The sequence below is a fragment of the Priestia sp. SB1 genome, from assembly GCF_038898415.1.
Genome location: NZ_JBBJSS010000018.1, coordinates 1 through 24,000 on the forward strand (window position 1 = coordinate 1; position 24,000 = coordinate 24,000).

The 24,000-nt window shown below is 38.3% G+C and carries 23 protein-coding genes and 2 tRNA genes; 2 read left to right on the forward strand and 23 right to left on the reverse strand.

The genetic code is table 11. The annotated features are described in order from the left end of the window. Positions 1–257 precede the first annotated feature (257 nt). From lysS to spoIIE, 15 genes are all read right to left on the reverse strand, one after another. Positions 258–1,742, reverse strand: a complete 1,485-nt coding sequence (gene lysS, locus WKH56_RS33615; RefSeq protein WP_013054894.1) for a lysine--tRNA ligase — start codon at positions 1,740–1,742, stop codon at positions 258–260. Between the two features lie 272 nt (positions 1,743–2,014). Beyond that, entirely contained in the window at positions 2,015–2,560 is a 546-nt protein-coding gene (folK, locus tag WKH56_RS33620; protein ID WP_033580815.1) for a 2-amino-4-hydroxy-6-hydroxymethyldihydropteridine diphosphokinase, read from the reverse strand. Next, positions 2,561–2,920 carry a dihydroneopterin aldolase gene (folB, locus tag WKH56_RS33625; protein ID WP_028412654.1) on the reverse strand — a complete coding sequence of 120 codons (360 nt, stop codon included), beginning with the start codon at positions 2,918–2,920 and terminating at the stop codon, positions 2,561–2,563. It lies immediately after the preceding gene. Positions 2,921–2,941: 21 nt separating this feature from the next. Then, positions 2,942–3,805 carry an aminodeoxychorismate lyase gene (gene pabC / locus WKH56_RS33630; protein ID WP_221833836.1) on the reverse strand — a complete coding sequence of 288 codons (864 nt, stop codon included), beginning with the start codon at positions 3,803–3,805 and terminating at the stop codon, positions 2,942–2,944. A gap of 4 nt (positions 3,806–3,809) precedes the next feature. After that, positions 3,810–4,391 carry an aminodeoxychorismate/anthranilate synthase component II gene (gene pabA / locus WKH56_RS33635; RefSeq protein WP_013054890.1) on the reverse strand — a complete coding sequence of 194 codons (582 nt, stop codon included), beginning with the start codon at positions 4,389–4,391 and terminating at the stop codon, positions 3,810–3,812. Positions 4,392–4,393: 2 nt separating this feature from the next. Continuing rightward, positions 4,394–5,809 (reverse strand): aminodeoxychorismate synthase component I, encoded by a 1,416-nt coding sequence (gene pabB, locus WKH56_RS33640; protein WP_154974717.1) that lies wholly within the window; start codon positions 5,807–5,809, stop codon positions 4,394–4,396. A gap of 97 nt (positions 5,810–5,906) precedes the next feature. Continuing rightward, positions 5,907–6,845: a cysteine synthase A gene (gene cysK, locus WKH56_RS33645; RefSeq protein ID WP_013054888.1), complete on the reverse strand. Its 939-nt coding sequence runs from the start codon at positions 6,843–6,845 to the stop codon at positions 5,907–5,909. A 201-nt stretch (positions 6,846–7,046) separates the two neighbouring features. After that, the gene (gene hslO, locus WKH56_RS33650; protein ID WP_028412650.1) at positions 7,047–7,925 is read right to left on the reverse strand and encodes an Hsp33 family molecular chaperone HslO; all 879 of its coding nucleotides are present in this window, start codon (positions 7,923–7,925) and stop codon (positions 7,047–7,049) included. A 12-nt stretch (positions 7,926–7,937) separates the two neighbouring features. Further along, positions 7,938–8,705 carry a type III pantothenate kinase gene (locus tag WKH56_RS33655; RefSeq protein ID WP_221833834.1) on the reverse strand — a complete coding sequence of 256 codons (768 nt, stop codon included), beginning with the start codon at positions 8,703–8,705 and terminating at the stop codon, positions 7,938–7,940. Positions 8,706–8,924: 219 nt separating this feature from the next. Then, a complete protein-coding gene (gene ftsH / locus WKH56_RS33660; RefSeq protein ID WP_013054885.1) occupies positions 8,925–10,835 on the reverse strand; it encodes an ATP-dependent zinc metalloprotease FtsH in 1,911 nt (636 codons plus the stop codon). A 93-nt stretch (positions 10,836–10,928) separates the two neighbouring features. Then, entirely contained in the window at positions 10,929–11,468 is a 540-nt protein-coding gene (gene hpt, locus WKH56_RS33665; RefSeq protein ID WP_028412649.1) for a hypoxanthine phosphoribosyltransferase, read from the reverse strand. A gap of 27 nt (positions 11,469–11,495) precedes the next feature. After that, positions 11,496–12,872: a tRNA lysidine(34) synthetase TilS gene (gene tilS / locus WKH56_RS33670; RefSeq protein WP_028412648.1), complete on the reverse strand. Its 1,377-nt coding sequence runs from the start codon at positions 12,870–12,872 to the stop codon at positions 11,496–11,498. Positions 12,873–12,968: 96 nt separating this feature from the next. Further along, positions 12,969–13,934 carry a protein kinase domain-containing protein gene (locus WKH56_RS33675; RefSeq protein ID WP_221833832.1) on the reverse strand — a complete coding sequence of 322 codons (966 nt, stop codon included), beginning with the start codon at positions 13,932–13,934 and terminating at the stop codon, positions 12,969–12,971. Further along, positions 13,903–14,643 (reverse strand): VWA domain-containing protein, encoded by a 741-nt coding sequence (locus tag WKH56_RS33680; RefSeq protein WP_013054881.1) that lies wholly within the window; start codon positions 14,641–14,643, stop codon positions 13,903–13,905. Before WKH56_RS33680 ends, WKH56_RS33675 begins: the two co-directional genes overlap by 32 nt. Before the next feature lie 71 nt (positions 14,644–14,714). Next, entirely contained in the window at positions 14,715–17,192 is a 2,478-nt protein-coding gene (gene spoIIE / locus WKH56_RS33685) for a stage II sporulation protein E (protein ID WP_013054880.1), read from the reverse strand. Positions 17,193–17,504: 312 nt separating this feature from the next. Here spoIIE and WKH56_RS33690 point away from each other — a divergent pair. Together WKH56_RS33690 and WKH56_RS33695 are read left to right on the forward strand one after the other, a co-directional pair. After that, a tRNA-Met gene (locus tag WKH56_RS33690) sits at positions 17,505–17,578 on the forward strand. Between the two features lie 10 nt (positions 17,579–17,588). Next, positions 17,589–17,660, forward strand: a tRNA-Glu gene (locus WKH56_RS33695). A 121-nt stretch (positions 17,661–17,781) separates the two neighbouring features. Here WKH56_RS33695 and WKH56_RS33700 read toward each other — a convergent pair. The 8 genes from WKH56_RS33700 to spoVT all read right to left on the reverse strand — a co-directional run bounded on the left by WKH56_RS33700 (position 17,782) and on the right by spoVT (position 23,869). Beyond that, a complete protein-coding gene (locus WKH56_RS33700; RefSeq protein WP_013054879.1) occupies positions 17,782–18,249 on the reverse strand; it encodes a S1 domain-containing RNA-binding protein in 468 nt (155 codons plus the stop codon). Positions 18,250–18,337: 88 nt separating this feature from the next. Beyond that, on the reverse strand, positions 18,338–18,709 hold the full coding sequence (locus WKH56_RS33705; protein ID WP_013054878.1) for an FtsB family cell division protein: 372 nt from the start codon (positions 18,707–18,709) through the stop codon (positions 18,338–18,340). Between the two features lie 4 nt (positions 18,710–18,713). Continuing rightward, positions 18,714–19,337, reverse strand: a complete 624-nt coding sequence (gene yabQ, locus WKH56_RS33710) for a spore cortex biosynthesis protein YabQ (RefSeq protein ID WP_028412646.1) — start codon at positions 19,335–19,337, stop codon at positions 18,714–18,716. Then, a complete protein-coding gene (gene yabP / locus WKH56_RS33715) occupies positions 19,334–19,639 on the reverse strand; it encodes a sporulation protein YabP (RefSeq protein ID WP_013054876.1) in 306 nt (101 codons plus the stop codon). The genes yabQ and yabP overlap by 4 nt, the downstream gene beginning before the upstream one ends. A 99-nt stretch (positions 19,640–19,738) precedes the next feature. Next, positions 19,739–20,005 (reverse strand): RNA-binding S4 domain-containing protein, encoded by a 267-nt coding sequence (locus WKH56_RS33720; RefSeq protein WP_310884148.1) that lies wholly within the window; start codon positions 20,003–20,005, stop codon positions 19,739–19,741. A 20-nt stretch (positions 20,006–20,025) separates the two neighbouring features. Then, positions 20,026–21,486, reverse strand: coding sequence for a bifunctional methyltransferase/pyrophosphohydrolase YabN (gene yabN / locus WKH56_RS33725; RefSeq protein WP_028412645.1), 1,461 nt, complete (start codon positions 21,484–21,486; stop codon positions 20,026–20,028). A 12-nt stretch (positions 21,487–21,498) separates the two neighbouring features. Then, positions 21,499–23,103 carry a putative polysaccharide biosynthesis protein gene (locus WKH56_RS33730; protein ID WP_310884147.1) on the reverse strand — a complete coding sequence of 535 codons (1,605 nt, stop codon included), beginning with the start codon at positions 23,101–23,103 and terminating at the stop codon, positions 21,499–21,501. Positions 23,104–23,332: 229 nt separating this feature from the next. Further along, a complete protein-coding gene (gene spoVT / locus WKH56_RS33735; RefSeq protein WP_028412643.1) occupies positions 23,333–23,869 on the reverse strand; it encodes a stage V sporulation protein T in 537 nt (178 codons plus the stop codon). Positions 23,870–24,000 lie beyond the last annotated feature (131 nt).

Here is a 24,000-nt window from a genome sequence, read left to right on the forward strand (position 1 = left end):
ATAAAAATTAACGTTGACGTTTGTCGCTTTGTTCAGTTTTCAAAGTTCAACCGCCGCTCTTAAGCGACTTTACTATCTTATCAAGTTATCAACGTAATGTCAACAACTTTTTTATTTCTTTTTGTTGTTTTCGCTTGTCTGCGTTAGCAACAGATATAAATATACCAAATCAATTTCATAAAAACAAGAGGTAAATTAAAAGTTTAAATTTTCTAATATTAATACCTAAAAAAAGATGGCCGTAGCCATCTCTTTTTTTAGCGTTGACGCATATGTGGGAATAATAGTACATCACGGATTGACGGTGCATTTGTTAGTAACATAACAAGGCGGTCAATACCGATTCCTAGACCACCTGTAGGTGGCATACCGTATTCTAATGCCTCAATGAAGTCATCATCCATCTCATGTGCTTCATCGTTTCCTTGTTCTTTCTCTTTCAACTGAGCTTCAAAGCGCTCACGTTGGTCAATTGGATCATTTAGCTCTGTAAATGCGTTCGCGTGTTCACGCGCAACGATAAACAGCTCAAAACGGTCAGTAAAACGCGGATCTTCCGCATTTTTCTTAGCAAGTGGAGAGATTTCTACAGGATGTCCGTAAATGAACGTCGGTTGAATTAACTGCTCTTCTACTTTTTGTTCAAAGAATTCATTTACAATATGTCCATATTGCATATGTTCAGTAATTTCTACCCCGTGTTCTTTTGCTAAAGCACGAGCTTCTTCAACAGATGTTTCTCCCCAGAAGTCTACGCCCGTATATTGTTTAATAGCATCGACCATATGAAGTCTTGTCCATTCTGGCGTTAGGTCTACCTCTTGATCACCATACTGAATCTTTGTTGTGCCAAGTACTTCTTGCGCAATGTGTGCAATTAAGTTCTCTGTTAAAGCCATGATATCTTTGTAGTCCGCATACGCTTCGTACAATTCGATCATTGTAAATTCAGGATTGTGACGTGTAGATACACCTTCATTACGGAATACACGGCCAATTTCATATACTTTTTCTAATCCACCTACGATTAAACGTTTTAAATGAAGTTCAATCGCAATACGCATATAAAGTTCCATATCAAGCGCATTGTGGTGTGTCACAAACGGACGAGCTGCTGCTCCACCTGCGATTGAATGCATCATCGGTGTTTCAACTTCTAAGTATCCATGATTATCTAAGTAACGGCGCATCGATTGAATAATGCGGCTTCTTGAGATAAATGTTTGTTTACTTTCTGGGTTTGTAATTAAATCTAAGTAACGTTGACGGTAGCGCTGTTCAATATCTTTTAAACCATGATATTTATCTGGAAGTGGACGAAGCGCTTTTGTTAGTAACGTGAAATCTTTTACTTTAATAGAAAGTTCGCCAACTTTTGTTTTGAATAAAACACCTTCAACCCCTACCAAGTCACCGATATCTACGCTGCTGAAGATTTCGTACTGTTCTTCGCCAATTGCATCTTTACGTACATAAAGCTGAATTTGTCCTGTTAAATCTTGAACGTGAGCGAAACCTGCTTTTCCTTTTCCACGCTTTGTCATAATACGACCAGCTAGTGACACGGGCACTTCATTTTCTTCTAACTGTTCTTTTGTTAACTCGTCATACTCACTAATTAATTGCTGTGATGTATGTGTACGTTCAAAACGTTGACCAAACGGATCAATACCCTGATCTCGTAGGTTGCTCATTTTTTCGCGACGAACGAGAAATTGATCATTTAATTCTTCATGACTCATCGTTTACTCATCTCCATCGTATAATTAAGTTTTCCGAAACAGAAAAAAGGCCAGCATGTTTACTGGCAACTACTACGTTTCTTTAAAATTATTATAGGTTCAGTCGTTTCTCTATGTCAAATCGCTTTATTCTTGCTTCGCTTCTCTTTTTCTTCGATTTCTCTAACAAGCTACCGAATAAACCAACAACCTGCGAACCCAAACCTTAAAGTTTTCACTGTGAACTCTACTTTACGCCAATATAAAAATGAATCAACTAATAAGATTCATTTTTACTTATGTAAATCATTCCTATTATTTTCGAACATATCTAGTATATCAGTTGTTTGCTCTCGAAATAATTTTACATCTTTTAAATCCGATAACCGTTTTGTGATGGTTTCAACTTTTTCTTCTGCTACAGGGAGAATAAGAGATGGAGCTAGTTCGTTTAGAGGAACCATCACAAACGCCCGTTCAAACATTCGGGGATGAGGGACGTTCAGCCTATCCGTATGAATGATTTCATTACTATAAAGTAAGATATCCAAATCAAGGGTTCTAGGTCCCCATACAATCTCTCTTTTTCGACCTGCCGCTTGTTCAATGGCTTGCAAACAATCTAAAAGTTGCTCTGACGAATACGTTGTTTGTATTTTTACTACCATGTTTAAAAAGCTTGCTTGATTCGTATACCCGACCGGGGCCGTTTCATAAACAGATGAAACAGCCACTACCTTAACCTCAGAATGTTTCATCAAGCCAGTAACTCCCGACTTCAAATGTTCCATTCGATTTTCAATATTTGATCCTAATGCAATATATGCTTCTGTTGTCATTCAACGGCTCCTTTTAATTTCAATAGCTACCGATTGATAATAACCGGGAATTGGCGGATCAGGCTTATATACCTTTACTGTACAAGCCTGCACGAGTTCGTAATTAGCAAGCAATTCAGATGCAATCGTTTCGGCCACCGTTTCAACTAACTTGAACGTGCGCTTCTCTACAACTTCCTGGCATGTTTGGTATAAATCTGCATAGCTCACCGAGTATTCTAAATTGTCCGTAGTACCAGCTTGTTTTAAATCTAGTTCTACAGTTAAATCCACGTGAAAACGCTGTCCTAATTTATTTTCTTCTGGAAATACACCATGATATCCATAGAAACGCATATCATTCACATAAATTTTATCCATCTTTAGCCTCTCCTTTCGCTTTTATACATGTAGCTCGCGTCGACTCATTAGCGACATCGTGTAAGAGCGATACTCTTTTTGCAACTTAGCTGTTAACGTATGGTCTCCGACTGAAAACTTCTTATCCTTTATACTTCGAAGAGGTACGATTTCTTGAATGGAATTTGTAACGAAAGCTTCATCACTCTCCAAGAGCTGTTCCGCCGTAAATAAACCTTCTACAACTTCTATGTTTTTCTTTTTTAAAAGCGTAAAGATAAACTGTCTCGTAATTCCATTTAAGATACCTGTTTCAAGAGACGGTGTATATACACAATCATCTTTTACAAAAAATAAATTGGACACAATACCTTCGGCTAAGAACCCTTCTTTTGTTAAAAAAATACCCTCTTTATTTAAGTCTGAACCAACTTCTCGCTTAGCCAGTACATTGTTTAAATAATGATGAGACTTCAACCTCACGGTTCCTTCGGGCGTATTTCGCTTTGTCTCAAGAATAAGCCCCTCTTTTACAAGGGGGCTCGATGGATGAGGCATTGATTTCATGTATACAATTGTAGATGGCTTGTCGTATTCTTCCACTTGCAGTCCAATTCCGCCATTTCCTGCTGAAACATTTAATCGAACATACGCATTTCTCTCATTGTTTTTCATTAACAGACTATTAATAATTGCCAACACGTCCTGTGTGGAGTAGTCCCATACAATATTTAATTCACGTAAGCTGCTACGCAGTCGATCCAGATGGTCTTCCACTAAAAATGGATGACCATCATAAACTCGTAGCGTTTCAAATAGCCCTAGACCATACATATATCCGTGATCAAACGGAGAAATAGTGGCTTCAGACGCAGGCTTTACTTCACCATTTACGTATATATACATATCATTACACTCGCTTTTTTTCGTAAGTTTCAATAAAATTCTTCAGCATTTCTTTACCGTAAGAAGTCATGATAGATTCAGGGTGGAACTGTACCCCTTCAATAGGTAATGATTTATGGCGAATCGCCATAATTTCATCTTCTGCTGTCCACGCTGAAATCTCAAAGCAATCCGGCAGTGAACTTTTTTCTACAATCAAAGAATGATATCGAGTTGCCGTGAACGGATTATCAAGACCTTTAAAGATAGTACGGCCATCATGATGCATTTCAGATGTTTTACCGTGCATTAATTTATCCGCACGAATCACATTCCCTCCAAAAGCTTGCCCAATCGACTGATGCCCTAAGCATACGCCGAATATTGGAATCTTACCTGCAAAATACTCGATGGCTTCTAAACTGATTCCCGCTTCGTTAGGACTACAAGGTCCCGGGGAAATCATCAAGAAATCTGGATTTAGCACTTCAATTTCAGAAAGTGTAATTTCATCATTTCTTTTTACAAGAAGCTCATGCCCTAGCTCACCTAAATACTGTACTAAATTAAACGTAAAAGAATCATAATTATCAATCATTAATATCATCTTTACTCACCCTCACTCAGCTCATTTTCGCTCTGCTCTTTTGCTTTCCATAGTGCAATTGCTTTTTTCAGTGATTCTTTGTATTCGTGTTTCGGATTTGAATCAATTACAACACCCGCACCAGCCTGCACATAAGCTTGGCCGTCTTGAATAATCATAGTGCGAATCGCAATATTTAATTCCATATCTCCATTAAACCCAATCCAACCAATCGATCCTGTATAAATTCCTCGCCTTACAGGTTCAAGTTCTTCAATGATTTCCATTGTACGAACTTTAGGCGCTCCAGTAATCGTTCCTCCAGGAAAAACCGCATCTACAATATCTACAAAATCTTTATTGCGCGCGAGCTTGCCTTTTACATTAGACACAATATGCATCACATGTGAATACTTTTCAATAACCATAAACTCGTCAACATGAACGGTACCATAGTCGCTTACTCTACCAAGGTCATTACGCTCCAAATCAACAAGCATCACATGCTCTGCACGCTCTTTTTCGTTATGAATAAGCTCATCCGCTAACTGTTGGTCTTCTTGATCATCCTTACCGCGAGAGCGCGTTCCCGCAATTGGTCTCGTACTGATTTCGTCACCGGCTTTTTTCACTAATAGTTCTGGTGAACAGCTCACAATGTGAAATTCTTCTGTCTGCATATAAGACATATAAGGAGACGGGTTGATTTTTCGTACCTGTTCGTAGATATGCATAGGATGAGTTTGAAGCTGTTGAGACTGTCGAACAGATAAGTTCACTTGAAACACATCGCCTTGCCCGATGTACTCATGTACGCGAGTTGTGGCATCTGAAAAAGCAGCTTCAGACATTGAAACCTCACTCTTTTCGGCAACACGATGAATACGCTCATATGAGAGCCCTTCAGCACTTGCCTCCATCCAGTCCTTTTTGTATTGATCAATACGCTTATGTGCCTGCTCTTTACAATCTGCTTCATCGTTAACGATAATCCAGAGCTTTTCCTTTTCTTGATCATATACAAATACGTCATCGAAAATAAGGAAATAAACGTCCGGCGTTTTCAATGAATCTTCAGCAAGATCAGGTATGGTTTCTACATAGCGGATATAATCATAGCTAATAAAGCCAATTGCTCCACCTTGAAAAGGAGGAAGATCTGGATTCACCTCTGCTTCAAACTTCTTCATCCAGTCTCGCATAAGATGAAGCGGATTACCTTTTTGAACAGTAGCTTGGCCATCCGTTTTGATATGAAGCTCGTCTTGTTCGCCTCGCAAAATGGCTACAGGTTTTAATCCCATCATTTGAAACTTTCCGCCTCGACCGCTTTCAAGCAGGATATGATTCGGTTCCTCTTTTGACAACTCTTGATATTTTTTGAACCATTGGTTTTTAGAGATAGAAATAGATTCGCCCCAAGTCATTCTTTGCTGCATTTGTTCACTCTCCTAAAAATAAATCACCTGCTTTCATTTTACATGATTCTCAGATGAAAAAAAACAGCTTCATATAGAAGCTGTTCTTTTATGGTTTTTATGCTTGTGTTTGTTCCTCGAATTGGAACAATGGAGTACTTAAGTAACGCTCACCGTTACTTGGAATAATCGCTAACACTTTTTTACCTTTTCCTAGCTGTTTTGCAGCTTTTAACGCAGCATAAATCGCAGCCCCAGAAGAGATACCTACTAGTACGCCTTCTGTTTTTGCTACTTTACGTGCATATTCAAAAGCTTGGTCGTTTTGAACAGCGACAACTTCGTCATATACTTCCGTGTTAAGCGTATCCGGAACAAAGTTTGCACCGATTCCTTGAATTTTATGAGGTCCTGGTTGACCACCACTTAAGATCGGAGAATCAGCTGGCTCTACCGCATAAATTTTGATGTTTGGATACTTTTCTTTTAATACTTCGCCAGCACCTGTAATAGTACCGCCAGTACCGATACCTGCCACAAATCCATCTAGCTGATCGCCAAACTGCTCGATGATCTCTTTAGCCGTTGTTTGACGGTGCACTTCTGGGTTAGCTTCATTTTGGAACTGCTGAGGAATAAAGTAGCCGTGCTCTTTTGCAAGCTCAGTTGCTTTATTAACCGCACCTTTCATTCCTTCTGGACCTGGTGTTAACACTAACTCTGCACCGTACGCACGAAGCAGATTACGACGCTCAATACTCATCGTTTCAGGCATTGTTAAAATAGCACGGTATCCTTTTGCTGCAGCTACCATTGCTAAGCCAATTCCTGTGTTACCGCTTGTTGGTTCAATGATGGTGTCTCCAGGCTTTAATACACCTTTTGCTTCAGCATCTTCGATCATTGCTAATGCGATACGATCTTTTACGCTGCTTCCTGGGTTCATAAATTCTAATTTTAAATATACATCCGCCATATCTTCTTCAACTAGACGGTTTAGTTTTACGATTGGTGTTTGACCAATTAACTCTGTAATTGAATTTGCAATACGTGCCATATGACCACTCCTAATACCAACTAATTTTATTGATTTTGTATACAATTTATCAGATGTTTTCTAAATTGTCAATCATTTTGTCTTTCCATTTACCTATTTTTGTTATATTTTTAGATCAATATATACATAAATAGGACTTAACACTTATAAAAAAAGGCGTTCATTTATAAAATGACGCCTTTAAAGAATCTTTTATTTCATTTAAATTGCTTGTTCTTTCATTTCTTCTAGCTGCTTTTTATCAAAACGATAGGTTTCATTACAAAAATGACACTGGGCTTCAGCTTGGCCGTCTTCCTCAATCATCGATTGAATCTCTTCTTTTCCTAAGCTGATAATGGCATTAGCAATTCTTTCTTCTGAGCACTGACATTTGAACTCTACAGGCATTGTCTCTAGAAACTTTACGTTTTCTTTTCCAAGAACTTCTTCTAAGATTTCCTCAGGAGAAAGACCTTTTTGAATCAGTTTTGAAATGGGTTCAATCGTTTGTAAACGTTGTTCAATAGCTGTAATCGTTTGATCATCTGTTCCTGGCATAAGCTGAATGATAAATCCACCCGCAGCTAAGATTGTGTTATCAGGGTTAACAAGTACACCTACACCTACTGAAGATGGAACTTGCTCAGATGTCACGAAATAATACGTGAAATCCTCTCCTAATTCTCCCGATACGATAGGTACTTGTCCATTAAATTGATCACGCATCCCGATATCTTTTACAACACTCAGCGTACCATCTGTACCTACAGCACGTGCTACATCTAATTTTCCATGCTGATTTAAATCGAAGTGCGTTTGCGGGTTCGTTACATATCCACGCACTTCACCCTTGGCATTGCTGTCTACTAAGATAACACCAATTGGGCCGCGGCCTTCAATTTTAATTGTTAGCTTTTGCTCACCTTTTAGCATAGCCCCCATCATAACTCCCGCAGTCATTGAACGTCCCAATGCTGCAGAGGCTGTAGGCCATGTATAGTGACGGCGCTGCGCTTCTCCAACTGTATCCGTTGTTTTTACCGCATAAGCGCGAACTTGACTATTGTAAGCTAGTGCTTTTACTAAATAGTCGCCCATAATATACACCTCTTACTCCATATTTTTTGTATAGATTATTTGTAATCCTTTTAAAGTCAAAAATGGATCCACAATATCAATAATATCCGACTCTTTAGCAATCAATGTTGCGAGTCCTCCAGTAGCAATAACTTTAGGATTTACTGTTGCTTGCTCTTTCATTCTTGCTACAATTCCTTCTACTTGTCCAACGTATCCATATAAAATACCTGCTTGCATCGCAGATACTGTATTTTTCCCAACAATGCTATTTGGTCGCGCAATTTCAATACGCGGAAGCTTAGATGCTCTTGAATAAAGAGCTTCTGTCGAAATATTAATACCAGGGGCAATTGCACCACCCATATATTGCTTATTTTCATCAATGTAGCAATATGTGGTTGCGGTACCAAAATCAACGATAATTAAAGGGCTTCCGTACAGCTGAATTCCAGCAACAGCATTGACAATACGGTCTGCTCCCACTTCACGTGGATTTTCATATTTAATATTTAAACCCGTCTTAATTCCAGGACCAACAACAAGCGGCTTTAAATGAAAATACTTTTGACACATTCTCTCCAATGCAAACATAATAGGAGGAACAACAGAGGAAATAATAATACCATGAATATCTTTAAAAGATAAACTAACGTGCTCAAGCAAGGCTTTGATTGTCATGCCATACTCGTCTTCTGTTTTATTACGGCTTGTTTCTACACGCCAATGGTACCTTAATTCATCTCCATCGTATACACCTAATACCGTATTGGTATTTCCAACATCTAATACAAAAATCATTTCAATCACCACTTTATTTAAATTCAGTATTCACACTGAAACCATCATACCATAACTGGTAAATAGACGTGTATATTCTAGATAAAATAGGAATATAATGACACAATTCTCTAGTAGATATCCTACTTATCCACTATATATGAAAAACTTTTTGCCAAATCTAACTTCTACCCAATAAAAAAGATCAGTGGAGATTGTCTCCACTGATCTTTTTTGATCTTATGCTTTTGGCTCTTCATCGTCTGTCTTTGTTTGGATGTTTACTTTAACATCTTCATCTGTTACGTGACTAGAACGGTCTGGAAGAGTTCCATGATCTACTAAGTGATTGATCTGCTCAGCGTCTAACGTTTCTACTTCTAACAATGTTTGAGCTACAAGCTCTAACTTGTCACGGTTTTCCGTTAAGATCTGCTTCGCACGCTCATAGCTTTCTTTAATGAAACGTTGGATTTCATTATCAATTTCATGAGCAATCGCATCACTATAGTTTTGTTCACTGTGTAAATCACGACCTAAGAATACTTGGCCTTGTTGTGATTGACCGAATTGCATTGGTCCTAACTTTTCACTCATACCGTATTCTGTTACCATTTTACGAGCGATGCTTGTTGCACGCTGGAAGTCATTGTGAGCACCTGTACTCACTTCGCCGAAAATAATTTCCTCAGCTACGCGACCACCAAGCAATCCAACAATTTTATCCAGCAGCTCTGGCTTCGTCATAAAGTAGCGATCTTCTTTTGGTAACATAACAGCATATCCACCAGCTTGCCCACGTGGAACAATGGTTACTTTATGTACCATATCAGCTTCGTCTAATACGACACCGATAATTGTATGTCCTGCTTCATGATAAGCAACAATATTGCGTTCTTTTTTAGAAATAACTCGACTTTTCTTAGCTGGACCTGCAATTACGCGGTCTGTTGCTTCGTCAATATCGACCATTTCAATTTTCTTTTTGTCCTGTCTAGCAGCTACTAAGGCAGCTTCGTTTAACAAGTTTTCTAAATCTGCACCTGAGAAACCTGGCGTACGCATAGCAATTGCTTTTAAGTTTACTGATTCATCTAAAGGCTTATTGCGAGCATGTACTTTAAGCACTGCTTCACGGCCATTTACATCTGGACGATCTACCGTAATTTGACGGTCGAAGCGGCCTGGACGTAATAACGCTGGATCTAAAATATCCGGGCGGTTTGTTGCTGCAATAATAATGATACCTTCGTTAGCACCAAAACCATCCATCTCAACAAGCAACTGGTTCAATGTTTGTTCACGCTCATCGTGTCCACCACCAAGACCTGCGCCACGTTGACGACCTACAGCATCGATTTCATCAATAAAGATAATACATGGAGCATTCTTCTTCGCATTTTCGAATAAATCACGAACACGAGAAGCACCGACCCCAACAAACATTTCAACAAAGTCCGAACCACTGATAGAGAAGAAAGGAACGCCTGCTTCACCAGCAACAGCTCTTGCTAATAATGTTTTACCAGTACCAGGAGGTCCCACAAGTAAGACACCCTTCGGAATTCTTGCACCTAGCTCTGCGAATTTACGAGGATCTTTTAAGAACTCAACAACTTCCACAAGTTCTTGCTTTTCTTCGTCTGCACCAGCTACGTCTTTAAATTTAACCTTTTTCTTTTCTTCGCTGTAAAGCTTAGCCTTACTCTTACCGAAGTTCATAACACGACTTCCGCCACCCTGAGCTTGGTTCAGTAAGAAGAAGAATAGGATGAAAATAATAACAAACGGAATGATTGACGTAAAGAACGTTACCCAGCCGCTTGTTTCATCAGCAGGTTTAAAATCAACTTCTACTTGATTATTTTCTGAAGCAGCGTCAATACGATCAAGTGCTTTGTCACCATCTACGATGTAAGTTTGGAACGTTTGATCCTTTTTATAAGAATCTAACTTTCCTTGCACAACATACACGCCTCTTTCAGGCTTCATAGAGAGTGATTTCACATCACCTTTGTCTAAGTGTTGAACAAATGTATCGTATCTCATTGGTTCTGCTTTTTGATTAGAGCCACTAAAGAAGCTTACCACGCCAATAATGACTAAAAATATAAGTAAATAAAAGATGGTATTACGGAAGATCCGATTCATTTCTTACCTCCTCCCACGATAAACAAATACTGTATTCAATACTAACATAGAACATTTATCCTATCCAATAAATTGCACTTGGATATGTGCTTCTTAATTGCTGTATACTTGCGGTTTAAGAACCCCAATATACGGCAGGTTACGATATTTTTCTTGATAATCCAATCCATACCCTACTACGAACGCATCAGGTACTTCAAATCCAACGTAATCTGCTTTAATAGCTGCTTTACGACCTGTTGGTTTGTCTAAGAGTGTGACAATCTTAATTGACTTAGCTTTACGGTACTTGAATAACTCTACAAGATAGCTAAGTGTTAAGCCGCTGTCGATAATATCCTCTAAGATAAGAATGTCTCGACCTTCAACTGATGTATCTAAATCTTTTAGGATTTTTACTTCACCAGAAGAAACCATCGCATTGCCATAACTTGATACATCCATAAAATCCATTTCTAAATATGTATCAACACGCTTAATTAGATCAGACATAAAAGGCATAGCGCCTTTTAGTACACCGATTACCAAAGGAAAACGGTCAGCGTATTCCTCAGATAATAGCTTACCCAATTCTTTTACTTTCTGTTGTATTTCTTCTTCTGAAATCAAAATTTCTTGAATATCCTGCTTCATTCCTTACTTGCCTCCTAGAAGTTTTCGCTACTTATAGTATAAAATAACATATCTGGACTTATGTGTATGCAGTTCATAAGCAGATTTTTTCAAACCAGGTAGCCACAAAATAGTTCCTTGGCTATCTTCCACTACCGGCCAATGATCTCTGAAGTGTAAAGGGATTTTTTCATCGATAAAAATATCCTTTACTTTTTTATGTCCCTTCATGCCCTTTACTCGCATTTTATCGCCATTTTTTCGTGTCCTTACCTTTAATGATTGTAAATCGTGAGCTTCATCTAAAAGAAAAACATCGTTTCCTTTTATATCTTCGACTTTATTATGTATTTCACAAATAAGCTGGTGACCATTTGGAAGCTCAACGACCCCTGGAATCGGAACAATAAATTCATATGGCTCGATGTTCCCCTCATTAAAGGTGAAAAGACAGTCGTTGTAAGATCGGATAATGCGTAAACCATTTGGAAAGTCAAGCGTCCCAGACGGTTTTTCACTTTCACAAAATCCTACTAACGTGTCAACATGCGCTGAGGAAAGGGTTGGAGGAATTTCTTTATAGAGATAGTTTAATATTAGTTGAATACCACGCCTTTGTAAAGGCTTGCGTATCCTTAGAAAACAATCTCTATCAATGAGAATTTCATTTTGCAATTTCTTTCTCATTACTTTATTCATCACATCGGTCGTTAATTCCTCTAAGTATGCTTGATCTTCATGCAAGTTCTCGCTAAATTGTTGAAATTTTTCATGTACAGCGACGTTTTCTTGCTTTAAAAATGGCAAAACGTAATGACGAAACCGATTTCTCGTGTACGAGTCTTTCTCATTACTCGGATCAATTCGAGGTGTAAGCCCATGTAGCTTACAGTAGCGATTGATTTCTTCTTTCGTTACAGCTAGGAAAGGCCTAATAATAAATCCATGCCCATATGGCCGCTTGGGCTGCATCCCTGCGTATCCATTCATCGTACTACCTCGAACCATTCGCATTAACATCGTTTCAATCTGATCATCTCCGTGATGTCCTAATGCAAGAAGGTTTGCTTTGTGCTTCTTCATAACATGAGTAAAAAATGCATAGCGGCATTCTCTGGCAGCTACTTGAGAAGATAGCTTTCTTTCCTTCTGATAGGCAGTAACATCAATCTGCTTCGCCTCACATTTAATATTCAATTGTTTGCAGTAGTTCTGCACATATTCCATGTCTTGCTGTGACTCTTGGCCCCGGAACATATGATCAACATGAGCAGCAATAATCGTAAGAGATTTTTGCTCTTTCAGACTCCATAAGAAATGCAGCAGCGCTAAAGAATCAGGACCACCAGAAATACCTACAACCACCGTAGAGCCTGCGGATAATAACTGATGTTTTGTCATAAAATTGTTCACTTGCTTTTCCATAGGAATGACTCATCCTTATAATGTACACGCAATAATGTATCATTAATTTACTTTATACGAATGACTATAAGGAAAGTTTCACAATTTCTCCAAACTTTATAGCACTTGAATAAATAGATACAAAATATAAATCAACATTACAGACGTACAAAGTAGTAGCGTCTCTAACACGTGAGAACGCTTCTTCTTTACTTTAACACGAGGGGCAGACGGTTGACGAACGTTTTGAGGCTTTGTTCCTCTACTTTTTGCCCCTCTTCTTTTTTCGACCGATAACACCTCTGTTTTCATTTCTTTAGCTGACTTATACTTTCCCGTAACCGCTTGATACAAAACGTCTCCGAAAGGCTCCAACTGCTTTGTTGTTAATATAAATTGTTTTAATTGTTCAGCCGGTTTGTCTGTTTTATTAATTCGCTTGCCATAAGCCGCGTGAATCAAAACCATAGATAAGGCAAACAAATCATAGGTCGGTTCTGCTTTTCGGGAGCCAAGCCCCCAGTGCGCTCGATCATAAAAGTCGGTAAATTCTTTTATTGACCGCCCTTGCAGAGTTGTTCCTCCCACGTCGATCCATCGAACTTTTACAGGGTTAGATGTTACGACCAGGTTTTCGGGTTTTAAATCGCCAAATACCCACCCTTCTTCATGAAGGTTTTCTAAGTCTGTTAAGAGCTGACTTGCAAACACTTGCAACCATTCTGTCCCTCTTGTTGAGATAAAAGAAAGGAGAGGCTGCCCTTTCACATACTCCATTACATAGAAAGAAAGAGGGTGAGAACCATAGCTCCAATCATCTACATCAAGTAAACGCGGTCCTAGCACTTTGTCTTTGACTTGAGACAACTTTTTTAATACATTCACTTCTGCTGTAACGGACATGTTGGAAAAGCTTATTTTTAACGCCGCTAGCGTTCCGTTTACTAATTGGACTAAGTAGACAACTCCAGTTGCTCCCACGCCTAATTTCTCAAGAATTTTATAATGGACGTGATGCCATTTCCCTTGAATTTCTGTTCCCGGAGATAGGTTACATACCTGATTCTTCAATGTATTGTTCATTATTTTTTAACAACCCTCTCAATGAGCGCTTTTTGGTGAAATAATGAGTAGCCTCTTTGATAGCCGGTCCAGTAGGCGTAATACCTCCTGCTGTTAGTTTTGGGAAAATCGTTGAAAGCGACTCTAATCTTGGATTCCAGTCCATTAGCTTCTCTACATCTTTCTTTTTCCCAGGAAATAAAAAGATTGAAAATTGATTGTGCCCCATGCGAGCATTCAAGCTTAACGATAAATCTAACAGCGACTCCTTTACAGTAGGGAGCTTATTTTTCATACTTCCGCTCATGTCAACTAAAATAAGAATCTCTAAGTCAACCGTTTCCCCAAGTTCATCAACCACTTCCATGATTTCTCCTCGCTTCTCAGGAGATAACTCTTCTAATCTTGAATTAGAGGAACCTAGAATTTGCTGAAGTTCTTTATTTACAACGCCTTGAAGTGTTTGCGTCATTGCCTGCCTTGTAACCATTTGAACAGTTTGAGACAGCTGTTTTACGTAAACAATTTGACTCACGCCACCGCCTGACATGGCAATGCCTTCTATTTCATTCGTGCTTTGCTCATCAATTGTATCCTCTTCCATCACACCAATAACGTTTACACTAATTCCTTGTTCTTTAGCTAGTGCAGCCATTGCTACCGGATCTTCACCTGTATTCGAACCACCGTCCGTAATGACCAACATCTGTTTCAATGTACCTTTTTTCATAAAAAAATCCCCTCCTCATTATCAGTATTAACATGATAGACGAGGAGGAGATAAAATATACTTCTATCTAACTATTGTGCTTTTTTACGATAAGCGTAAGAAGGAATCGATGACCATTTCGGGGTATTGTGCTGAAGTTTTGCCACAACTACCGTCATATCATCTTCAATTAAACCTGATTTTGTTCGAATAACTTCTTCCATAATTAAGTCTGCAATTTCTTGTGGATCGTTTGTTTGAAGCTCGCCAATTTTTCGCTTCATCCACATTTCGTAGTTCTCAACGTGTTTCGGTCCTTCAAATACACCGTCACTCATCATAATTAACAAGTCTTCCGCCTTCATTTGTTCATTCACAACATCCACTTCAAATTCTTCAATAATGCCCATTGGCAAATTGCTTGCCTGTATTTTAATAACCTTATCTCCGCGTTTGATGAAGCTTGGCGTAGAACCGATTTTCAAGAAGTTTACATTGGCATCTTGTAAATCAATCATCGCTAAATCTAAGGTCGAAAAGATCTCATCGTTTGTACGCAGGGATAAAATAGAGTTAATCGATTTAATTGCAATTGTCTCTTCTATTCCTGTTTGTAAAATTTGTTTTAACAGCTGAAGCGTTTCGCTGCTTTCATAGTGGGCACGCTCTCCATTTCCCATGCCATCACTAATAGCTAGTGCATATTTACCGGCGTTTAGCTCAATCATGGAATAGCTGTCACCGGATACAAACCCTCCGCCTTTAGCAGCATGTGCTACGCCTGTATCAACAACGTATGCTTTTGTACAGCCAAACGAAACGTGGCAATAGCCTTGAGGATATTTAGCACATTCTTCGTTCTTTACTACAATACTTTCACCTAAAATATCCGTAAGCATTGGCGCAATAATTTTCTCGCATTCTCCTCTTCCGTGACAATATGGCACCCACATTTCAATATCTACATTTCCAGGTTCTAAGCTATAAATTTCAATTTGATTGATTTCCATCCCAAAGTTACGAAGAGCTTCTAAAATCTGTTCTTCTTGTACATTTAAATTTTCGCGCTCTCGCTTAATTTCTTTTGCAAAATTCCCCATGACTTCAGAGACACCGTGAAGCTGTTCTGCTACAATCCTTCTACTTTCTTGAATTTGTGCTTTTAAGTGCTGATTGGCTTTAAAATACGTAAGTTCATGCTCAATCACATCGATGACTTTTTTCGATTTCACGCAATGTTTGTCCATTTCTCGAATTAGCCTTGGATTTTGTTCAAGAGTGCCATTATCAACTTCAAGCATAATTTCCTTCATATATTCATAGGTTGTATCAAACTGCTGTGCCCAGCATTGTTCTTTTTTAAAACAAAATTGGCACGTCCTTTCGGTAACGCTGCTTAAGAAATAATCAACTTCTTTATCAGCGCTTGGCTTTTCATCGTAAAATCCATTTTGCGTAAAGCTTTTGGAAAGTGCTTGAAAAACATTTGAAAACTGTTCTACGCGATTTGCTGTTACATCTCGGATCTTACGCACGTACTGCTGTTGTTCAAGCATATTTTCAGATGTCCCTGGTACTAGTTTACTTAAGTTTTTCAAAACAAAAGATGGGGTTAATAAAAATAGGACGACGGCCGTCAGTGATTCATACAAATTAGTCGTCAATCCTTGATCTGCCTGAGCATATAGGCCAATTAGCAATGAACCAACAACCAGCCCTAGAGCTGCCCCTAGCTTTTTACCGTCTTTTAAAAGTCCTCCAAGCAAGCCAGAAAAAGCGAGTAAACTCATTTCGTACAAACTAGAAACATTCGCGAAACTTAAAATTAAACCGGTTACGACCCCGACCGTAGCTCCTATCGTAGGGCCAGATACAAACGCAAAAACTAATACTAAGTAACGAGATAATATATGTTCAGCCGAAAGGCCGTAAATCATCCACCCTATTGTCCCTGTCATAACAGATGCCAACAAAATAATAAGAGAAATCACTTCTTCTGTTTTTAATGATTGTTTTCGCTTTCGATATGAAATTAAAGGCACGCTTTGTAGGAAAATCATTGTTAAGATAAAGCTCAACCCTGCTTCTACTGCCACAAATGTAAAATCATACATGGTGAATTCCTTGGTAAACACATAAAAAATAGTTAGTTTTGTAAGTAACATCGCGCTAAATACAGTGAACGGCAGTTTCTTTAACGGATCCATTGTCAGTATGCCGCTAAATCGATGAATTAGTAAGAAAACAAATAGTGTAGCAAATACGGTACCTCCATTTTGAATGGAAACACTAAATGCCCCTGCCAATACGGCTAAACTTGCTAACGGTGCTTTTTCTTTCTTTATAGCCATTACGGCTGCAAAGAATGGCAAAGCAAATGGCATGATTTTCATTAAAATTAACGCTCGTCCTAATAAGAAACCTACGACTAGCAGCAATAATCCCCATTGAAATAACACCTTTTCCGTTTTCATACCCGCCTTTGTAAATACACGGGACATTTCTAATCTAGTTCGGTTAAATACCGCCTCTGTTGTTGGACTTGCAAAATCTCTTTCCGTCTTTTGCATTCTCCCACCACCCGCTAATTATACTTATTCGTTATTATATCGCGGCGAAAGGTGAAATTTTGTCAAACGGACTAGCAAAATACCTATAATCGTTCGACTATTTTCTAGTATTATATTGAAAACTATACAAAAAGATGTACAATCTTACATGGAGATTTAAAAAATATGAGAGATACTGTTCGCCCCAGAGAAAGCCTATGCTCATCATTCTTTTTTAAAAGCAAATAAAAGTCTATAAAAATAACAAAAAAGTTATTGACAATAACCCTGCTTTTTTATATTATTATAAATGTCTTTTAGAGAACGTATAATGGCGGTGTAGCTCAGCTGGCTAGAGCGTACGGTTCATACCCGTGAGGTCGGGGGTTCGATCCCCTCCGCCGCTACTCGAATAACGGCCCGTTGGTCAAGCGGTTAAGACACCGCCCTTTCACGGCGGTAACACGGGTTCGAATCCCGTACGGGTCATCAAAAAGCATGTACAACAAGTACATGCTTTTTTTCTACTCTTTTTTACATATAAAAAAAGCACCTTTTAGATAAAAGGTACTTTCCAAAAACTCGCTATCTATTTGATATAAGCAGCAAGTTAACCGCGTTTTGCACCGCGTCCACCGCGTTTTGATTCGGTATGGCGTTTTAGGGAAGATAAACGTTCTTCACTGTCTTTTAAGAAACGATTCATTTTTTGTTCGAATGTTTCTTTTGTACGGAAATCATTACCGCCACCACGATTGTTATTACGTTGTGGGCGTGAATCACGTGGACGGTCTGAGCGTGGCGCTCTTGCAGGACGCTCTGGTCTTTCTGGACGTTCTGGTTTGTCTACCGCTTTCTTAATTGAAAGACCAATTTTACCATCTTTCTCAACGTTAATTACTTTGACTTCAACTTCGTCGCCCACTTTTAAATGGTCGTTAATGTCCTTTACGTAATTATCAGCTACTTCACTGATATGAACCAAGCCTGTTGAACCTCCTGGTAACTCAACAAAAGCTCCAAAGTTCGTAATACCTGTTACCTTTCCCTGTAACTTGCTGCCTACTTCGATTGACATAAAAAAAATGCTCCTCCTTAAATGATAAAAGAAATCAATTTATTATATTATACAAAAAGCAAAAATACACTGTCAACGAACCATACGTTTAGTCTTTTTTTACATTAAAGATAATTTCCCCGTCTTCTGATAAAAAATAATCTCTGCGGGCAATCTTTTTAATATAATCATCGTCATTTAACTTGACGATTTCACCTTTTAACTGTTTTTGCTTGCTTTGTAATTTTGTCAGCTGCTGTTCTAATTTTACCTTCTCAGCTTTTTTGTTCTCAATAGCTGAGGTTTGCGTAATTAAAGCTGATACCATCAATCCACCAATGATTAAGGCCAACACTCCGAAAACAGTCAAACGCCTAATTAAACCGATACGCTTTCGATCTGTATTTTGTTTAATTTGTTCTTGTTTATGGCTATAATCAGTATTTAACTTCGCGACCTTTTTTTTTCGTACCGCACTCATTGAATTAGTCGTCCCCCTTGTTTTTTAAAGTGTTCACCCATGCAACGACTCTCATTATCATATTCTTTGCACGATTGTAAATTCCTTCTATATACCGAAAACCCATATGTAAAAATCGTTTTACAGGTTTAGGCATCATTCTCCAAAATACGAAAAGAACCCACCTAGTCGGTAAGTAAATAAGCTTTAGACAGAATACGAGCAGCTTATGAACAGCTCGGTAAATCCCTAAAGCGACTACAAGTAGAATATGAATAAAGAAGCGGATAGGCTTGACCAAAAAAATATTACTAAGCGTTAAAACACCTCGATATAAACTTAATACGCTCGAGACAGTAAATGTTAATACTTTTAAATACAGTGATTGAAATAAGCTTTGATACGCGGCAAAGCCGCAAAACAAAGCAAGAAACGCATACAAACGCAGTTCTCCTTCATTCACTAAAAACAACACATAAAAAATGAGAAGAGCTTGCACCATCCAAAACAATACGTCATTTACAAATACAAACCATGGGCGTGATTTAGAGCGATTAACAAAGTAACGATAAGTATCGAGAGAAGCACCTAAACCGCTTCCCATCGATACCATCGCAAGCATTGTATAGAGCTGAATGTTTAAACTCATCGAAACAACTTACTAAAGAATCCTTTAGCCTTCTCCGATTGGTTCTCATCTAAGTAAACTATATCAAAGATTTTTCCTTTTATCGATACAATTCCTTGATCAACGTCTAAATTTTTCATTTGCAGATTTTGCCCTCTAACTGACAAGAAACCCATCACTGTTTCAAGTAAAAATTCCTCATTGTCAAAACTCTCTACCTGCTTCACACCCGTGATATCTAAGAGACGCCGACCCTTCATCACTAAATCATGATTTGGAGTATGGTCTTTGTTTGAATTGCTTGTTTCATAAAATTGGCTCATATCTTCATCCCCACCTCATTCATTAAGAGCATTCGCTCTTGTTATCTGTTGTTTAAAACATATGAATGAGAAAGGTGATTTAGAACAAGCCTTCATCAGTTATACTTCAGATGAAATAAGCTCTTCTTTGACAATTGAGTACAAATTAGCTGCTTCTTCTTTTTTAGCTGCTTCTTGAAGAGCCTCTATTTTAACGGTAATTTTCTTCGTGCCAAATGTGATGGCTAATTCATCTCCTACTTTCACATTTGTGCTTGCTTTTGCAACGATACCATTAATCGTAATACGGCCCTTGTCTGATACTTCTTTTGCCAATGTACGGCGCTTAATTAAACGTGATACTTTTAAAAATTTATCTAACCTCATAATTCCCTCACCTTTCTGTTTTACAAACCTGTTTTTTTGGCTTCTTCCCAAAATTCATCTAACTCTTTTAACGAAAAAGATTCAAATGGTTTTTCAGAAGCTCTCACTTTTTCTTCAATATATTGAAATCGATTTAAAAATTTTGTATTCGTTTTAGCTAATGCAGCTTCAGAGTCGATTTTATAAAATCTTGCAATATTCACTAAAGCAAATAAAATATCTCCAAATTCATCGCTCATTTTTTCTTTATCAGCATGCTGTACTTCATCTTGGAATTCAGCAAGTTCTTCCTGTACTTTTTCCCACATAGGTTCAACTTCTGACCAATCGAAACCAACTTTTGCAGCTTGTTTTTGGTATCCGTGCGCTTTCATTAAAGAAGGCATAGCCCCAGGTACAGAAGCTAACAGAGAAGAAGGCTCCTCTCCTTTTTCTTCTTTTTTGATTTCATCCCAATTTTTTAAGACCTCATCTGCATCATTCACGCTCACTTCCCCAAATACATGCGGATGGCGTCTTACCATTTTCTCTGAAACACTGCGAATGACGTCATCAATTGAAAACATTCCTTCATCTTCACCGATTTGTGCATGAAGCAATACCTGCAGCAATACATCACCGAGCTCTTCAATCATATTATCGTCATCTTGACGGTCAATTGCATCTAATAACTCATAAGACTCTTCTAGCAAATAGCGCTTGAGCGATTCATGCGTTTGTTTTTGATCCCAAGGACATCCGTTTGGCCCTCTGAGCGTGGCAATAATCCTTCTGAATGAGTCAAATTGATGGTATAAAACCGTTTCGTCCGCTACTGGAGGGACATAAATAGTCGTTAAGTTATTGAGCGACATTTCTCTATCTAATTCATACAGCTTGACCGGCTGGATTTTTTCTTCACTGCTTCCCGCTGCCGTTACAATGTAAACGAGGTAATCATCAGGAACGTGTTCCATCAGCGTTAGTTTTACCTCTGAAGCAACGAACTGATCGTACACTTGAGCAATTAGAACATGACCCGTTAACTCTATTTCGCTTCGCTTTAAGTCTGTTCCGTCTAGCAGCTGAAATCCTTCAATAGGATCGATCTTTAGTGCGCCAAAAATTGGATCTAAGAAGCTTTGTCCCCCTTTAATTTCAACAGGAATGCTGCGTTCTTTTCCTTTTTGTAAAAGTAATTGAACCGTACGTTCTGCCACTAAAGGATGCCCGGGAACGGCATACACCACTTCTTCTACTGAAGCTTTATCTATTAAATCATTTGATATATGTTCATATACCTCTTCAAATCCATCATAAGATTCGTATACGTCATCATAGGATACGTACGTCAAGCCTTCACTTTCTAATTCTTTGATTACAGGATGTTCTTTTGTGCGCATATAAATATGCTTTTCCTGCTGCAGCAAGCGATAGATGCCTACGGGTAGCTGCTCTAGATCGCCTGCTCCTAAACCAATAACTGTTACTTTACCTGTCATTGCTTCACCTTCTTATTTATTTTTTAATACGTATTTAGCTAAAACACTTCCCATTGGAAGTAAACGTAATTCCTCTTCGGTAAAAATATGTTGTTTCATAATGATAAACAAATAAAACAAACCGCCTATTAAAACACCAGATCCTGTTTCAACCACTTGTTTGCTTGTATCTAAACCATTAGACCATACAAAGTGATGTAAACAAAATAAATAGCTTTGCAAAAGAATGACCATTGCTATGCCCGTTATAAAAATACCTCCACTCGCCTTTTTCGGAACGAGCGATACAGCTAGCTTTTTATACAGACAAAATAGATTGATTGCTGCAACAATAGCGAATCCAGCTGAGGAAGCAATGGCTGCTCCTATGGTTTGAAAATCTGGTATTAGCCAAAGATTCAATATCAGTTTAACCGTCATGCCAGCGATGACGGCTATTACAGGTGCGAAAACAGCTCCCATCCCCTGAAGCACAGCTCCAGCAGTTGCTGCTACGGTTGTAAATATAACTAACAAGCTCAAAATTTGTAAAACGTCCGTTCCGTCGGAGTTACTATATAAAAGCATATTAATGGGTTTCATCAGCGCAATCAAGCCAAAGGCTGCTCCAACTCCGACTACAAGCGATAGTCGGAGAGACAGCTGAACTTTTTCAAGCACAAATGACAAGTTTTTTTTCGCAATGGCTGAAGAAATAATGGGTACAAGTGAAAGTGAAAAAGCTGTACCTACTACTGTACCTAATTGAATCAACGGAAGTCCACGGTCATAAATACCTTTTGAAACTTTTGCTGCCTGTTCAGCCATTCCATGCGCCGTCAGACCGGAATATAATGTAAAGGAATCAATAAGCTGAATAAACAGCAGACCCATAGCGCTGATACAAATTAATAAACCTTGAATAATAAGGATTTTCACTACTTTTTTGATGTCTGCTTTTTTTATGCGTTGAAATACTCCCTTAGAATTTGTCTTTGTTCTAAAAACAAATAAACATAAAATAATAAGAGATGTTATACCGCCTGTTATGGAACCAAAAATAGCTCCTGCTCCTGCAGTATAAGGACCATACCCATGGTGGATAAAGAAAATAGATAGGCACAAAATAGTCCCTACTCGCACAATTTGTTCTGCGATTTGAGACAACGCAGTAGGAAACATATTATATAATCCTTGATAATAACCACGAATGACAGCAATAAACGGAATAAGTAAAAACGAAAATGAAATAATTTGAATGAGAAGCGTTAACTGACGATCTCCCATCCACTCGGCAATCGTTTCTGCAAAGATATATTGGAGGGAAAACATTATGCAGCCTACTACAAACAAAAAAGCAAATGAAACTTGAAGTATTCCTCGGATTTCCTTTCTCCGATTTGTTGCCACATAATCGGCTACTAACTTTGAAATAATTACAGGGAAACCGTATGTACCTAGCTGTAGCGCAATTCCATATAGCGGATAAACTTGCTGATAGATATAAAACCCTATATCTCCCGCAATATGGTGATATGGAATACGGTAAGTAGCACTTAAGATTTTCGTAAATAAACCTGCGAGCGTTAAAATAATCGCGCCGTTAAAAATAGAATAGAGCTTTGATTGTTTCTGCATTCCTACACCTTTCACCTGCAGCTTGTAATTATGTGAACAACGCTTTTTATGAGCCGCTAACTGTAGAAGAATAGCGCTTTGTTCTTATAAAACATCCTGCACTTTCCAATAAATAAAATACCGTACCATTATATCATGTTCTCTTTATTTCTAAGGTAAGACAGCATGAAAAAAGGTAGCAGAAACTGCTACCTTTTCAGTAAATAATGTAAAATAAAGATAATTACGCTTACTGCTCCATTTGACGAGATAAGAAGCTAGCTGCCGTTTCGGCTGCTTTATGCTCTACTTCACCAAGAGACTTCTCTTTTGAGAAGATGACAACAGCTCCAATCGGATCTCCATTTGCAATAATCGGACCGATTGTGTAAGAAGAAATATTTTCTTCGTATCCATCGACAAATTCAAGGTTTTTCCCATCAGTTACTAAAGAAGAACTGCGGCTTTCCATAACAGATTCTACTAAAGAACTAATGTTTTTATTTAAGTATTCTTTTTTAGAGCTTCCTGCTACCGCAATAAATACATCGCGGTCACAAATAAGTACAGGATGACCTAAGCTATCGTATAGCGCTTCGCCATACTCTTTTGCAAAATCTCCTAATTCACTAATTGGCGAATATTTCTTTAAAATAACTTCTCCATCGCGATCGACGAAAATCTCTAGCGGGTCTCCCTCTCGGATGCGAAGTGTTCTTCTAATTTCTTTTGGAATCACAACGCGACCCAAATCATCAATACGACGAACAATACCTGTTGCTTTCATTCATTGAAGCCTCTCTTTCATATGATGATTAAAATAGTTGGTGAATATCACTGATGGCTATATGATAAAAGGTTCACCTTTGTTGAGGTTAGTATTCTTCACTCTACAACTTCTATTCACCAACCATCTCT

Excerpts from the sequence above, each read along its gene's own strand:
- lysS (WP_013054894.1), bottom strand. The coding sequence starts at position 1,742 with ATGAGTCATGAAGAATTAAATGATCAATTTCTCGTTCGTCGCGAAAAA.
- folK (WP_033580815.1), bottom strand. The coding sequence starts at position 2,560 with ATGACAACAGAAGCATATATTGCATTAGGATCAAATATTGAAAATCGA.
- folB (WP_028412654.1), bottom strand. The coding sequence starts at position 2,920 with ATGGATAAAATTTATGTGAATGATATGCGTTTCTATGGATATCATGGT.
- pabC (WP_221833836.1), bottom strand. The coding sequence starts at position 3,805 with ATGTATATATACGTAAATGGTGAAGTAAAGCCTGCGTCTGAAGCCACT.
- pabA (WP_013054890.1), bottom strand. The coding sequence starts at position 4,391 with ATGATATTAATGATTGATAATTATGATTCTTTTACGTTTAATTTAGTA.
- pabB (WP_154974717.1), bottom strand. The coding sequence starts at position 5,809 with ATGCAGCAAAGAATGACTTGGGGCGAATCTATTTCTATCTCTAAAAAC.
- cysK (WP_013054888.1), bottom strand. The coding sequence starts at position 6,845 with ATGGCACGTATTGCAAATTCAATTACAGAGTTAATTGGTCAAACACCA.
- hslO (WP_028412650.1), bottom strand. The coding sequence starts at position 7,925 with ATGGGCGACTATTTAGTAAAAGCACTAGCTTACAATAGTCAAGTTCGC.
- WKH56_RS33655 (WP_221833834.1), bottom strand. The coding sequence starts at position 8,705 with ATGATTTTTGTATTAGATGTTGGAAATACCAATACGGTATTAGGTGTA.
- ftsH (WP_013054885.1), bottom strand. The coding sequence starts at position 10,835 with ATGAATCGGATCTTCCGTAATACCATCTTTTATTTACTTATATTTTTA.
- hpt (WP_028412649.1), bottom strand. The coding sequence starts at position 11,468 with ATGAAGCAGGATATTCAAGAAATTTTGATTTCAGAAGAAGAAATACAA.
- tilS (WP_028412648.1), bottom strand. The coding sequence starts at position 12,872 with ATGGAAAAGCAAGTGAACAATTTTATGACAAAACATCAGTTATTATCC.
- WKH56_RS33675 (WP_221833832.1), bottom strand. The coding sequence starts at position 13,934 with ATGAACAATACATTGAAGAATCAGGTATGTAACCTATCTCCGGGAACA.
- WKH56_RS33680 (WP_013054881.1), bottom strand. The coding sequence starts at position 14,643 with ATGAAAAAAGGTACATTGAAACAGATGTTGGTCATTACGGACGGTGGT.
- spoIIE (WP_013054880.1), bottom strand. The coding sequence starts at position 17,192 with ATGCAAAAGACGGAAAGAGATTTTGCAAGTCCAACAACAGAGGCGGTA.
- WKH56_RS33700 (WP_013054879.1), bottom strand. The coding sequence starts at position 18,249 with ATGTCAATCGAAGTAGGCAGCAAGTTACAGGGAAAGGTAACAGGTATT.
- WKH56_RS33705 (WP_013054878.1), bottom strand. The coding sequence starts at position 18,709 with ATGAGTGCGGTACGAAAAAAAAAGGTCGCGAAGTTAAATACTGATTAT.
- yabQ (WP_028412646.1), bottom strand. The coding sequence starts at position 19,337 with ATGAGTTTAAACATTCAGCTCTATACAATGCTTGCGATGGTATCGATG.
- yabP (WP_013054876.1), bottom strand. The coding sequence starts at position 19,639 with ATGAGCCAATTTTATGAAACAAGCAATTCAAACAAAGACCATACTCCA.
- WKH56_RS33720 (WP_310884148.1), bottom strand. The coding sequence starts at position 20,005 with ATGAGGTTAGATAAATTTTTAAAAGTATCACGTTTAATTAAGCGCCGT.
- yabN (WP_028412645.1), bottom strand. The coding sequence starts at position 21,486 with ATGACAGGTAAAGTAACAGTTATTGGTTTAGGAGCAGGCGATCTAGAG.
- WKH56_RS33730 (WP_310884147.1), bottom strand. The coding sequence starts at position 23,103 with ATGCAGAAACAATCAAAGCTCTATTCTATTTTTAACGGCGCGATTATT.
- spoVT (WP_028412643.1), bottom strand. The coding sequence starts at position 23,869 with ATGAAAGCAACAGGTATTGTTCGTCGTATTGATGATTTGGGTCGCGTT.